This window comes from Microcoleus sp. bin38.metabat.b11b12b14.051, assembly GCF_013299165.1.
Taxonomy (GTDB): domain Bacteria; phylum Cyanobacteriota; class Cyanobacteriia; order Cyanobacteriales; family Microcoleaceae; genus Microcoleus.
Map to the genome: position 1 here is coordinate 27589 of NZ_JAAFKD010000044.1, position 14205 is coordinate 41793.

At 47.7% G+C, this 14205-nt stretch carries 9 protein-coding genes; 3 read left to right on the forward strand and 6 right to left on the reverse strand.

The features are described 5' to 3' along the window. Nucleotides 1-32 precede the first annotated feature (32 nt). Entirely contained in the window at nt 33-3062 is a 3030-nt protein-coding gene (locus QZW47_RS28260) for a calcium-binding protein (protein ID WP_293135152.1), read from the forward strand. A 761-nt stretch (nt 3063-3823) separates the two neighbouring features. Here the strand turns inward: QZW47_RS28260 and QZW47_RS28265 are convergent. The 5 genes from QZW47_RS28265 to QZW47_RS28285 all read right to left on the reverse strand — a co-directional run bounded on the left by QZW47_RS28265 (nt 3824) and on the right by QZW47_RS28285 (nt 11168). Then, complete coding sequence (locus tag QZW47_RS28265) at nt 3824-4528, reverse strand: rhomboid family intramembrane serine protease (protein ID WP_293135182.1); 705 nt, start codon at nt 4526-4528, stop codon at nt 3824-3826. Nucleotides 4529-5036: 508 nt separating this feature from the next. Next, nucleotides 5037-7061 carry a family 10 glycosylhydrolase gene (locus QZW47_RS28270; protein WP_293135155.1) on the reverse strand — a complete coding sequence of 675 codons (2025 nt, stop codon included), beginning with the start codon at nt 7059-7061 and terminating at the stop codon, nt 5037-5039. A gap of 483 nt (nt 7062-7544) precedes the next feature. Continuing rightward, the gene (locus QZW47_RS28275; protein ID WP_293135158.1) at nt 7545-8957 is read right to left on the reverse strand and encodes an N-acetylmuramoyl-L-alanine amidase; all 1413 of its coding nucleotides are present in this window, start codon (nt 8955-8957) and stop codon (nt 7545-7547) included. Nucleotides 8958-9127: 170 nt separating this feature from the next. After that, nucleotides 9128-10225, reverse strand: coding sequence for a DJ-1/PfpI/YhbO family deglycase/protease (locus QZW47_RS28280; RefSeq protein WP_293135161.1), 1098 nt, complete (start codon nt 10223-10225; stop codon nt 9128-9130). A gap of 184 nt (nt 10226-10409) precedes the next feature. Then, the gene (locus tag QZW47_RS28285; RefSeq protein ID WP_293135164.1) at nt 10410-11168 is read right to left on the reverse strand and encodes an SDR family oxidoreductase; all 759 of its coding nucleotides are present in this window, start codon (nt 11166-11168) and stop codon (nt 10410-10412) included. A 150-nt stretch (nt 11169-11318) separates the two neighbouring features. Between QZW47_RS28285 and QZW47_RS28290 the strand changes: the two genes are divergently transcribed. Continuing rightward, complete coding sequence (locus QZW47_RS28290; RefSeq protein WP_293135166.1) at nt 11319-12266, forward strand: NAD(P)-dependent alcohol dehydrogenase; 948 nt, start codon at nt 11319-11321, stop codon at nt 12264-12266. 753 nt (nt 12267-13019) lie between these two features. Continuing rightward, entirely contained in the window at nt 13020-13763 is a 744-nt protein-coding gene (tatC, locus tag QZW47_RS28295) for a twin-arginine translocase subunit TatC (RefSeq protein WP_293135185.1), read from the forward strand. 113 nt (nt 13764-13876) lie between these two features. Here tatC and QZW47_RS28300 read toward each other — a convergent pair whose 3' ends face one another. Beyond that, the gene (locus QZW47_RS28300; protein ID WP_106149684.1) at nt 13877-14185 is read right to left on the reverse strand and encodes a carbon dioxide-concentrating mechanism protein CcmK; all 309 of its coding nucleotides are present in this window, start codon (nt 14183-14185) and stop codon (nt 13877-13879) included. Between the last annotated feature and the right edge of the window lie 20 nt (nt 14186-14205).

Below are 14205 nucleotides of genomic sequence, written 5' to 3' on the forward strand. Positions count from 1 at the left end.
GTTTTTGAGTAGCGTCGCAAGGAGTCGAAACAATGCCACCAGCAGTACCAGCAATTATTGTCGAAACAATTACCTCGCCTACGCCGTCGCCGGCGACAACTCCGACGATGACGGGGACAACCACGACGCTGACGGGGACAACCACGACGATGACGGGGACAACCACGACATTGACGGGGACAACCACGACATTGACGGCGACAACTCCGACGATGACGGGGACAACCACGACATTGACGGGGACAACCACGACATTGACGGGGACAACCACGACATTGACGGGGACGGGCCCGGCGATTACGATCGTGCCGGTGGTACGACCAGCGATAACCGTACCCACGCCTCCCCCACAGCCCGTGTTTGTCGATGGCGTAGTTGTCGCCAATGATGGCAATAACTATTTAATCGGCAGCTTGTTCAACGACACCATTTCCGGGCGTGGCGGTGACGACACGATTCTGGGTCGGGACGGGGCCGATATCATCAGAGGTGATGATGGTAACGATTCTCTCAACGGTGGCGCTGGTAAGGATTTTGTTGAGGGCGGCCGCGGCAATGACACGGCGCGGGGCGGCAAAGGCGATGACTTGGTTTCTGGCGACTTGGGCGATGATGTAGCTTTTGGCGACCAGGGCGACGATATTGTGTTGGGTTCCGAAGGCAACGACACGCTGTACGGCGGTAAAGGCAATGACTGCCTGCGCGGAGGTGGCGAGGACGACCTGATGTTTGGCGACAAGGGTAATGACACTTTGTTTGGCGACACGGGTAACGACTGCTTGATCGGCGCTGCGGGCAACGATATTTTGTTGGGCGGCGACGGTGGGGATGTCATCACCGGCGGTGTTGGTAACGATACTGCTGACGGCGGTGCTGGTGATGACCTGATCTACGGGGGCGATGGCAATGATTCTGTGTCTGGCGGGGCTGGGGATGATATTGTTTCGGGCGATCGCGGATCTGATACTCTGACCGGAGGCGAGGGCTCGGATATCTTTGTTCTGGGTAGGGTGGGAACGTCCACTAATAGCAGCGGGTTTCTGACTACTGGCGGCCGCGACCTTGGGGATGCGGATCTAATTACAGATTTTAAGCCGGGAGATTCGATCGCTCTGGCTGGAGGTCTCAACTTTACACAGCTAGACATCTTGCAGGGTCAAGGCTCGAATTCTAGCAACACGATTATTCGGGACAAGCAAACTGGCGAATTTTTGGCGGTATTGATTGATGTGCGATCGAACTCGCTGGATGAATCTAGGTTTACTACAGCTCAAGTTCCGCGCGTAGACGACAATCCCTTCGTCATTCAGGGAACGAGACCTTCGAGTCCGACGGGGACAAGTCCTTCTCCGACACCGGCACCGGGGACAACGGCTTCTCCAACACCGGCACCGGGGACAAGTGCTTCTCCAACACCGACGGGAACAACGGCTTCTCCGACACCCTCAACGGGGACAAAACCTGTTACGACTCCGGCACCGACGGGGACAACACCTTCTCCAACTCCGGCGACAACTCCAACTCCGGCGACAACTCCAACTCCGGCGACAACTCCAACTCCGGCGACAACTCCGACTCCGGCGACAACTCCGACTCCGGCGACGACTCCAACTCCGGCGACGACTCCAACTCCGGCGACGACTCCAACTCCATCACCATCACCGGGGACAACTCCGAGTCCAACTCCATCGCCCGGGACATTGCCGACACAGGTGCCGAGTCCGACTCCGACTCCGACGGCTGGGACATTGCCGAGTCCGATTCCTTCGATCGTCCCGACTCCCACTGCGGGCACCCCAACTCCTCCACCTTTCGGCGGGGGGCCGGTGCCGCCGAGTTTTACCTCTCCGACTCCTAACGAGCCGCCGATCGTCGAAACTGGCAAGACGCTGACTGGTTTGCAAAATTTGCCTCTGTCTCTGAGCATTTCGGCGCCTAGCGATCCAGAGGGTCAGCCGCTGTCGATCGCGGTTGTGATAGTTCCGAATCCGACTTTCGGTGAAGTAGTTGTCGGTACGAGTCCGGTGGCTATCAACCAAAAACTGACGGTTCAGGAATTGCTGGGCTTGAAGTTCCAACCTAAAACTAATGCGATCGGGCAAGCCGGCTCTTTCAGCTACAGCGTAGCCGACGACCAAGGCGGCACGGCGGCAGCCTCAGTCGGGATTAACATCAACTCTTTCGACGGTTCCTCAACCCTTCCCAGCACCCGGCCGCCAGTGGCTGCGGATGATGGCATCGTATTTACGAGTACGAATAATTTGCTACCGACGTTCATCGACGTGCTCGCCAACGATTCCAGCCCGCAAAAAGGGCCGCTCAGCATTATCAATGTCGGCACGCCGAAACTGGGCATAGCTGTGAATCTCGGTTCTCAGGTGCAGTTCATCGCCGGCAACGTAGCAGGTACAACTACTTTTGCCTACAGCATCAGCGACGGATTCGGGACAATTCCGGGCACAGGTACGATCGCCGTTTCCATCTTGCCGGCAGATAGCGGGCCTAACAGGTTAGTGGGCGGCTCTTTACCGGACAATTTGAACGGTTTAGCTGGCGCCGATACGATCGACGGCGGTGGCGGCAGCGATACGATTAACGGCGGTTTGGATAACGACGTACTCGTAGGCGGCCTCGGTGCAGACACCATGACGGGCGGCGGCGGCAGCAATCAATTCCGCTATACCAGCCCCGCAGAGGGTGGGCCGACGTTTGATGCGGCTTCTTCGGCGGCAATCAATGCTGCGATCGCCGCGGGCGGATACGATGTGATTACTGATTTCAACGGTCTCGGCGTGCCGATCGCCGATCAGTTCAACTTTGCCCCCGGATTCCCAAATCTGAGCGGTAACAGCCAAGTTCAGCTAACAGTTCAAACAAATGTTTCTGCAAATATTTTGGGAGGAACCGCTTTCTTGTTCGCCTACGATTCCGGCGGCAATACTTACATCATTTATGATGGCAACGGTAACAACCAAACAGGCGGCGATTCTCGAATTTTGGCGAAGTTAAATGGCGTAACAGGGGTTACTTCTCTGTCACCTTTCGACTTCACCTTTATCTAGTAAATGCCTGCACCCAGCGCAATCCTGGTTTGTAGTGAGGACTTCAGTCCGCATAAAAGAAGGACTGAAGTCCTCACTACCAACCTAAATCCTGGTTTGTAGTGAAGACTTCAGTCCGCATAAAAGAAGGACTGAAGTCCTCACTACCAACCTAAATCCTGGTTTGTAGTGAAGACTTCAGTCCGCATAAAAGAAGGACTGAAGTCCTCACTACCAACCTAAATCCTGGTTTGTAGTGAGGACTTCAGTCCGCATAAAAGAAGGACTGAAGTCCTCACTACCAACCTAAATCCTGGTTTGTAGTGAGGACTTCAGTCCGCATAAAAGAAGGACTGAAGTCCTCACTACCAACCTAAATCCTGGTTTGTAGTGAGGACTTCAGTCCGCATAAAAGAAGGACTGAAGTCCTCACTACCAACCTAAATCCTGGTTGGTAGTGAAGACTTCAGTCCGCATAAAAGAAGGACTGAAGTCTTCACTACCAACCTAAATCCTGGTTTGTAGTGAGGACTTCAGTCCGCATAAATCCGAGGACTGAAGTCCTCACTACCAACCTAAATCCTGGTTGGTAGTGAGGACTTCAGTCCGCATAAATCCGAGGACTGAAGTCCTCACTACCAACCTAAATCCTGGTTTGTAGTGAGGACTTCAGTCCGCATAAATCCGAGGACAAAAGTCCTCACTATCAACCTAAATCCTGGTTTGTAGTGAGGACTTCAGTCCGCATAAATCCGAGGACAAAAGTCCTCACTATCAAACAGTTAAATCTGATTTTGATCGGAAAAAAGCCCCAATAAAGGAGCAAGAATCGCGCCGAAAACAAAGCCGCCAGCGTGAGCCCAGTAAGCAACTCCCCCCGATTCCATACCCACACTTGCCGGCGCATTCAAGGAAGCCAAACCGCTCAATGCTTGCTGTGCAAACCAAAATCCGAGAAAGAAGAAAGCGGGAACTCTGACTGTGGTAATAAATATGCCTAAGGGTAACAACGTCAAAACTTTGGCTTGGGGATATCTAAGAATGTATGCTCCCATCACGCCTGCGATCGCCCCGCTAGCACCAAGGGAGGGAATGGCCGATGCTGAGGAAAAAAACCACTGAGTTAGTGATGCTAATACGCCGCAAGTAAGGTAAAATATTAAAAATTTAACGTGTCCTAAACGGTCTTCTACGTTGTTGCCAAAAATCCACAAAAATAACATATTTCCGGCTATGTGGAGAAAGCCTGCGTGCAGGAATTGCGAGCTAATTAGCGTCGTCCATTCGGGAAATGGCGAAACAGGTAGAGACACCCGACACATATTGCTTAACTGGCAAGGAACTACCGCCCAAGAGTAGAAAAATTGTGTTAATTGGCGATCGGCTAATGAGAGCTCGTACAAAAATACTAATATGTTGGCAGCAATCAGCCCGAAGGTAACGTAGGGAGTGATGCTGGTGGGATTGTCATCGCGTAAGGGAACCACAGCTTTTTTTTCCTCTAAAATCAAAATATTGGCAACACGATAACGCATTTATCGCTAAGCTGTCTCCTATCTAGAGGAAGAGGGAAGAAGTCATTAGTCATTAGTCATTGGTCATTAGTCATTAGTCATTAGTCATTAGTCATTAGTCATTTGTCATTAGTCATTTGTCATTTGTCAGAATGGCTGGGCTGCGATTGGGTTTATGTTTGTCAATAAACAGTGTTTGTCGTGAGGGTTTTTATGCGGACTAAAGTCCTTACTACGAACCTGTAGTTACGAAAGTCATTAGTCATTGGTCATTAGTCATTGTCATTTGTCAGAAGGAAGAGGGGCTGGGCTGCGATTGGGTTCATCTTTGTCCATAAACAGTGTTTGTCGTGAGGGCTTTTATGCGGACTAAAGTCCTCACTACGAACCTGTAGTTACGAACTTGTAGTGAGGACTTTTATGCGGACTAAAGTCCTCACTACAAACCTGTATTTTTTTGTTGCTTGAGGGGGATGATGTTTTAGGCTGCTATTTCTATGAAAACTCCTACACTTTCTACAGCCATTATACTCACCGCACACAAAGCGTAAATCCCCGTTCCTACTGTTACTTGTACTGTGTCTGCATTAATGATTTTTATGAGCTTCCAAGTATCGCCATTTTTTTGATAGAGCGTCCAAGAACGAATGTTTTTATCGGCGGGATTTTTCCACTGCAAAACATTACTATTTCCCACTTTTTGTACTACTACTGATACTGGAGGGGCCGGCGGCTTGCCATTTTGCCAGGGCATTGCGGGAACGAGTGCGGGTTGGTTGTATGTAATGGATTTGAAATTATCGTAAATTTGCTGGCGATTGTCGCTAAATGCTTTCATGCTGAAGAAAACATTTCCTAAAGCTAAGCTGTCTTTAGAGTTGCGCGTTATCTCAATTTGATTGTTGATTTCCTGCACATTCCACTTATTGCCGTCGAGCTTTCCTAGGTTATTTCCTACGTAAATATGTCTGTTTTGGGGATTGTTTTCTAGCCACCATTCTAGCAACATTGGATAGCTTTGAGCTGCTTGGTCGATGCGCCAGTAAAGTTGGGGATTTAGATAATCTACCCAACCTGATTCTAACCATTTTTTAGCGTCGGCATAGAGTGTTTCGTAGGCGTCTAAACCTCGACTTGCTGGTGGTTGTCCGGGGCGATAAATGCCGAAGGGACTGATGCCGAATTTGACGTTTGGTTTGACTGTTTTAATTCCTTGTCCGAGTCTTCTAACTAATTTGTTGACATTTTCGCGCCGCCAGTCTCCTAAATTCATTTTGCCGCCTCGGGAGACGTAACTATTGTAAATCTTGCTGTCTGGAAATTCTTGACCGTCGATGGGATAAGGATAGAAATAATCGTCGAAGTGAACGCCGTCTATATCGTAGCGCTTTACTACGTCTAAAATGACGTTGTAAGTCTTGTCTACAACTAAATCAATTCCCGGGTCCATCCACAAGTCGTCACCCCACGGATAAACGCATTCGGGATTGGTAACAGAGAGGTGCGGGCTGACGTTGGGTGGGGTTTGGGTATAAGAAACTTTGGCGCGGTAGGGATTGAACCAAGCGTGAACTTCGATGTTGCGTTTGTGGCTTTCTGCAACGGCAAATGTTAAAGGGTCATAATAAGGTTCTGGTGCTTTTCCTTGAGTTCCTGTTAGCCATGCACTCCAAGGTTCTAATTTTGAGTCATAAAGAGCATCGCCTCCTGCTCTAATTTGAATGATAATTGCGTTGAAATTGATTTCTTGCAGTCTATCTAGGATTTTTATTAGTTCGGCTTTTTGTTGTTCAGTTGTGAGTTTGTTGCTGAAGGGCCAGTCAATATTCCAGACGGATGTTATCCAAACTCCGCGAAATTCTCGCTGGTGGTTGACGAAAACTTGCGGTCGCGGAACTTTACTGAGAACTATAATATATTGAGAATAGATTGCTGGTGCTCTTTTGAGATAGACTAATGCTTGATAAACCCAGGCGGCGACATCGGCTCTGGTGGCGTTTCCGGCGGGATTTAATAAGTTTAAATTGGGAGCGTTTACTACTATTTCGGATAGGGTGGCGATGACGATCGCCTTTTTGGCATAATTAGGTATTTCTGTACTGTCTTGGTAGATGTTAGACAGGATCAGATTGCTTGTCGGCGCAGCATTCGCCCCAAAGATGCCGCTGACTAATGCAACTAATGCTTCCGCCCTGGTAATCAGGCTTTCGGGCTTAAACAGGTTGTCGGGATAGCCGGAGATAAACCCTCTTTTATATGCTGCTTGAATGGCGGTGGCGGCCCAGTGGGTGGCGGGAACGTCGATAAATGGTATGTAGGGCCGTTTGTCGGGCACGGGAAAGGCTTTGCTGACAATGGCGGCAAATTGGGCGCGGGTGAGGTTGCTGTTTGGACGAAAAGTGCGATCGGGAAAACCGCTGATTACAGCCCGTTCTACTAAGCCGTCAATAAAGATTTTAGCCCAATGATTTTGAATGTCGGAGAATCGATTTGTGCTGGAAACCATAGTTATATTGATTGATTTAAGATATTCAGATCGTGTCCGCTGAATTAACTTGCGACATATCCACTCTATTTGTAGGTGGCGCCACAAGCACCTTACCCTTGATGATATTCGGTTCGTAGTGAGGACTTTAGTCCTTCTAGGGTTCGTAGTGAGGACTTTAGTCCTTCTAAGGTTCGTAGTGAGGACTTTAGTCCTTCTAGGGTTCGTAGTGAGGACTTTAGTCCTTCTAAGGTTCGTAGTGAGGACTTTAGTCCTTCTAGGGTTCGTAGTGAGGACTTTAGTCCTTCTAAGGTTCGTAGTGAGGACTTTAGTCCTTCTAAGGTTCGTAGTGAGGACTTTAGTCCTTCTAAGGTTCGTAGTGAGGACTTTAGTCCTTTATGATTGACTAAAAGTTAGAAATAGGATTGAAGTCCTGATTATTAACCACAGTTACGGAGAGGACTAAAGTCCTTACTACAAACCTAGAAATTTGGGTATCTGTGGTTATAACAAACTGGCATTTTCGTACAAAAGCCGGATGATATTGATGATTTTTTGTCCGTATAAAGGATCAGAATTCCAGCGGCCCGCAAGTTCGTTGACGGTGGGGCCGACGCCGCGCTTGACAAAGCGAAAACGGACGTTTTCTTTAACTAAAGGTTGGTTGATTGGTTCGGTGCTGGCGTAAGCTTTGAGGTGCTGAATTTGCGCTCTAATTCCGGTGCGGGCGTCGGGGAATGAAATGCCGGAATTTGTGGGGCTGATGATTCCCATGTCGGCAAAGTTAAATTGTTCTGGTTTGACTGCACCGCCAAAGTTGAGATAGTTTGTTTCTAAACACATTTGGCAAAAAGCTAGGTCGTGATTGACGCCTTCTGCGGCTGCTTCTTGGATGTAAATTTGAGGTAGGTTGGGAAATGTTACGAGGGCTTTGCTGTTATTTTTGGTGAGAAATACTGTGATTTGTTGGACGGTAGTTAAACCGCGTCCCATGATTTTTCCTACGCCTGAGAGGATATCGCGGCGCGATCGCAGGGATACTGATGTTGTGGCCTGATCCCAAGTTACGGAGATTTCGCGATCGCGCAAATCGACAGCCCGCACGAATACTACTCCATTGTACGTAATTCGGCGATCGGCTGCCTCGGGTTTGACATTGAGAGCGTCAAGAACTTCGGAAGGAACAAAAGCATTACCGTTGACCAAAATGCCTTTATCTTCGTGCGGCGCACCGTTAATTTGGATATTAATTAAAGGATAAACTATAGGTTTTGGTGGGGGTGCGGGTGTTGGTGTTGGTGCGGGTGTTGGTGCGGGTGTTGGTGCGGGTGTTGGTGTCGGCAAAGGTTTCAAATCGGTATTTTTTAACCAAGCTTCGAGGCCGTCAGCGAGTCCGAGAGCGACATCGCCGCGGCGAGTTTGAAATACTTTTAAGTCATCGGGACTGGTGATAAAACCGAGTTCGATTAATATTGAAGGAATGTTGACGCGGCGGCAAAATCCGAGGCTACCCACGCCTGCTTCAGTATCTGCTTTAGCGCCGCGACTGGGTATTTCTGGACACCGACGTAAATAGCCGTTTAACAATAAATCTGCATCGGCTTTTCTGGTAGGGTTGCTACCAATATAAAACGCGCTAGCGCCCCGAACTTGAGGATTAGAAAAAGCATCGGCGTGCATTTCTAGTGCTACATCTCCAGGCTGGCAACGATTGTTGATCCAAGCGATAGTTTCTACTAAACTCAGAATATCGGGCACCCACAAAGTTGTGATCCCTCGCCGCTGCAATTCAGCTACCACTAAATCGCGAGTTAGAATCATTTCCTGTGCTTCGGTGGTGCCAAATGCGATCGCCCCGGAATCGCGCACGCTGCCTTCAAACCCGCCATGTCCCGCTGAAACAAAAATAGAAGCCATTTAATAAAAATCTCCACCTTGCAGTTACTTCAGTGTCAGCTTTTTATGCTCGGCTTTTATTTTACCGCAAAGGTGTAGATTTTACGATCGCACGAAAAGTTTGTAGTTGCGCTCCGGGTGGGGGTTTTACCCCCCTGGCACAACTACAAACTTGTTAATCCGCGTGGAAATTACATTTTGACAGCGGGGCTAGTCGAAGGTTTAGGCGCCTTAATTTCCTGCGATACTGCACGGGCGCGGTACAGTTTAGCAACGGCTTGCTCGCACTTGGACAAATCGGCTTCAATCTGGGTAAAGATGTCAGTTGATACCGGATCTGTGAACTTCGCCCGCAGGTGATTGATATCGACAATACCTGTTTGCAAATCGCCGAGAGTGCTCCGCAGCAAGAAGGTTTCATCGGTGCCTTGCATTGAAGACTTTAATTTAGCGTATTTGTCAGCAATTTGGGCGGGAATTGAGGGTTTTTCGCCGAAATCGTTGAGGCGGTTTTCGAGAGCGAGGATGTGTTGCTGTTTGTTTTGGATAATTTCCGTCAGGAGCGATCGCAAATCGCTATCTCCGGTTTTTTCCGCATAATTCTGAAAGGCTTCGCAAGCATAGCGCTCGCCTGCGAGGGCGGTATTCAAACCTTTAACAATGTCGCCTTGTGTCGAGCCACCCCAACCATTAGCTAATTTCCACCATTCTGCACTGGCGTCGGTTTCTTCGGGTAAGCCGACTGCCTTGCCGCCGTAACCGAGGCGGGCTAGAATTGCCGTGGTAAATATGCCTAAATCTCCCGGTTGGCGGGAAGTAATCAAGTTGCCGTCTACGACTAAAGCTTGGTTGATGTAGTTAGCTCCGGCATTAATCATGTCAGTTTTAATTGCCAAGAAACCAGTCGCATTTTTGCCTTTGAGCGCATCGGATTCAATCAAAAGTTGCGGGCCGTGACACACAGCAGCGACTATTTTTCCTTGTTCCATTGCTTCTTTGACAAACCTTACTGTATTCGGATTTGTCCGCATGGTATCGGGAGCCATACCGCCAGGAATTACGACTGCATCGAATTCTGCTGCTAATGATTCAGTAGTAGTTCCGTCAGCTTGTTGGCCAACTTTACCATTTTTCCCGACATATTTTTCGTTTGTCCGTGAACCGAGGACAACAACGTCAAATCCTGCTTGTTTTAAGCCGTTGTAAGGAACTAGAAATTCCGAATCTTCAACTCCATTTTCGATGAGTATGGCAACTCGTTTGCTTTTGGCTCCGTTATCTGCTGTCATAATCAGTTTCCCTCAGGCTATCTTTTTATCTAAAGATAAGCCACCTCTCGTTTTTTGAGCATCTGGCTAAAGGGATAAATTAGTTATTCTTAAAAGCTGTTAAGGTGAGTCTTTAGAGCTATTTTATAGTAGAGCAATATTATCAACTGTCAACTGTCAACTGTCAACTGTCAACTGTCAACTGTCAATGCACGTAAGAAGCGCCGTTAATGTCGATCGTTGTTCCGGTGGCGTGGGTGGCTAAACCCGATGCTAGAAAGGCGATAACGTTGGCGACATCTTGGGGAGGGGCGATTTTGCCGATCGGGATATCGCGCACAATTTCGGCCTCGCCACACTCCCGAATAAACTGATTAGACATTTCTGTACTGACAAATCCCGGTGCAATAGTAAAAGCTAAAATATTGTCAGCCGCGAATCCTCTAGCAATGCTGCGAGTTAGAGAAACGATCGCACCTTTTGATGCAGCGTAGTGCAGATAATTTGGATCGTCGCCACGAAAAGCAGCACGACTTGCTATATTAATGATTGTACCGCCATTGCGAGTTTTAAAATGCAGAATTGCTTCCCGACACAAATCAGCAACAGCAACTAAATTAACTTGGAGAGTTTGTTGCCAAGCTGATGACCAAATATCAAAATCGTCTTCAATACCCGCTGACTGCATAATCCCAGCATTATTAACTATAATATCAATATGACCGCGCCATTTAACCGCATCTTGCCACAAATTAGAAGCCGCCTTTGGTGACATCAAATCTGCTGCTAATAAATAACAGCGATCGCGCGCCACACTTGCTGCTACCGATTGCGCTTCAATTTCACTGCGACAGTAATGCAAAATTACCTCAGCCCCAGCATTAACCAGAGTCTGCACCGTCACAGCACCAATCCCTTTCGAGCCACCTGTTACTAAAATTACCTTTCCGGTTAAATCAATCATTTCTCTCTCTCGATCTTTTCTATTTCTCTGCGCCCTCTGTGTCCTCTGTGGTCAAAAAAAAATAAATCCCCTTCACAAACGAAATAGAATTGCTATATGATAATTGTACATGATTAAATGTTCTATTAGAAATAGACAAAAAAATTTGCCATGAAAACAGTTGCTTACGATCGCTACGGTTCCGCCCAGGAATTGCAGTACCGAGAATTAGAAAAGCCGATCGCCAAATCCAACGAATTGCTAGTCAGAGTTCGCGCTAGCAGCGTCAATCCAGTAGACTGGAAAATTCGCCAAGGACACCTGCAACTACTCACAGGATTTAACTTTCCTCGAATTGTCGGCTCCGACATCTCGGGAGTAGTCGTAGAAGTCGGCTCGGATGTCACCAAATTTCAAGCCGGAGACGAGGTTTATACATTCTTAAATCCGAGCGCTGGCGGTGCTTGCGCCGAATACGCTGTCGTGTCAGAATCGAGTGCAGCAATGAAACCGAAAAACATCACCCATACAGAAGCAGCAGCAGTACCGATCGCAGGTTTAACCGCTTTGCAAGCCCTCAGGGATTTGGGTGAAATTAAAGTAGGATACAAGGTATTAATTAACGGTGCTTCCGGCGGAGTCGGGATGTTTGCGGTACAAATAGCGAAAGCAATGAACGCGGAAGTAACGGGAGTTTGCAGCGCCAAAAATAGAGATTTTGTGAAAGGTTTGGGAGCAGATTTTGTTCTGGATTATGCAGAAATAGACTTTACTCAACAAGCCGAAAAGTATGATATTATCTTGGATGCTGTAGGCACAAAAACATTTGCTGAATGCGAAAACGTGCTGCAACCGGAGGGAGTTTATATCTCAACTTTGCCGAGTTTAGACAACCTCCCACCGATGCTGACGAGTTGGTTTTGGCCTGGTAAAAAAGCTAAATTCATTCTAGCTAATCCCAACCCCGGTGACTTGGGCATTTTGCGGGAGTTAATCGAATCCGAGGAAGTTGAGCCGATTGTCGATCGCACTTACAGCTTAGCAGAAGTAGCCGCCGCCCACGCTTACAGCGAAACTGGCCGCGCTGTGGGCAAAATTGCGATCGCCATTGACGGTTAAAAAAACCAGGTTTGACCAACAAGACTCAGAGATTATATGCGTTACGTGGCAAGGGTTTGCCAAAAGATGCACGGTTGGCGTTACAGTAAAAAGGGCGATCGACTTTAACCCATCAACGGGTTTTTGATTCGATCTGCATCCAAGACTAATAAACGTAAAACTTAAATAAAATCCCAAATACCTATGACTGTGCCCTTAGACTTGGAGACATCCGAACCAGATTCCGACAACAACCTCGAACAATTTAGGGCGGAAAATAGCATTGCACCAATCGCCGATAATGTGATAGATGTCAGCAATTCGGAAGATTCAGAAGTTAGCCCGGAAACTGAAAATGGCATTGCACCAATCGCCGATGATGTGATAGATGTCAGCAACTCGGAAGATTCAGAAGTTAGCCCGGAAACTGAAAATGGCATTGCACCAATCGCCGATAATGTGATAGATGTCAGCAACTCGGAAGATTCAGAAGTTAGCCCGGAAACTGAAAATGGCATTGCACCAATCGCCGATGATGTGATAGATGTCAGCAACTCGGAAGATTCAGAAGTTAGCCCGGAAACTGAAAATGGCATTGCACCAATCGCCGATAATGTGATAGATGTCAGCAACTCGGAAGATTCAGAAGTTAGCCCGGAAACTGAAAATAGTATTGCACCAGTCGCCGATGATTTGACGGATGCCAGCAACTCGGAAGATTCTGGAGTTAGCCCGGAAACTGAAAATAGCATTGCACCAATCGCCGATGATTTCATGGGCTCCCGGAATCTCGAAAACGAATTTATTGACGAACTCCCTGACGAAGTAGAAATGTCTTTGTTCGAGCATTTAGAAGAATTGCGCCAGCGACTCTTTTATTCGCTAATTGCCGTAGCAATCGGTGTAGTTGGTTGCTTTTTAATCGTTAAGCCGATCGTACAATTGTTAGAAGTACCCGCCGGGCCAGTAAAGTTTCTGCAACTAGCTCCCGGTGAGTATTTCTTTGTTTCGATTGAAGTAGCAGGCTATAGCGGTTTGCTGATTGCAACTCCCTTTATTTTTTACCAAATAGCGCTATTTGTGCTACCAGGTTTGACTCGCAAAGAACGCGGGTTGCTGGGGCCAGTGTTTTTTGGTTCGAGTTTCCTATTTTTGGGGGGGCTGGTATTTGCTTACATTGCTCTGATTCCGGCGGCGCTGAATTTCTTTGTTACCTACGGGGCGGATGTTGTAGAGCAGTTGTGGTCGATCGACAAATACTTTAAATTTGTACTGTTGTTAATGTTCAGCACGGGTTTAGCTTTTCAAATCCCGATTGTCCAAGTATTACTCGGTGTTTTGGGCATAGTTTCTTCTAAGCAAATGCTATCCGGCTGGCGTTATGTCGTCTTGGGTGCAGCAGTTTTGGGTGCTGTTTTAACGCCTTCTACTGACCCTTTGACGCAAAGTCTTTTGGGAGGTGCGGTGCTGGCTCTTTACTTTGGTGGCGTTGGTTTGGTGAAGCTTTTAGGGCGCTGAGAATTAGAAATATCGATCGCCTCGCTGACAAAAAATATAGAGGTGCGATCGCCCGCACCTCTATATTTTAGTAAAAGTTAAAATTCCACACCAAAGTTTTGTCAAAACTTTGTCTACATTCGGAACTGTTCGACTTCGGGAGTGTAGCCGATCGGCAAAATGTAATCTAGATTCTCGTGGGGACGAGCAATTATGTGATACGATAGCAACTTTCCGCCATCGACCTTTTTAACTGATTCAATTCCAGCAGCAACGGCTGCTTGCACTTCAGAGATATCTCCTCTAACTATAATTGTCCAGTAGGCACGGGTTATCTTTTCATAGCGAACTAAAGTAACTCGGGCTGCTTTCACCATTGAGTCTGCAACTTCTACGGCAGCGGGAAATCCTAAGACTTCAACCATTCCAACTGCAACACCCATTACAACATTCTCCTAAGTTT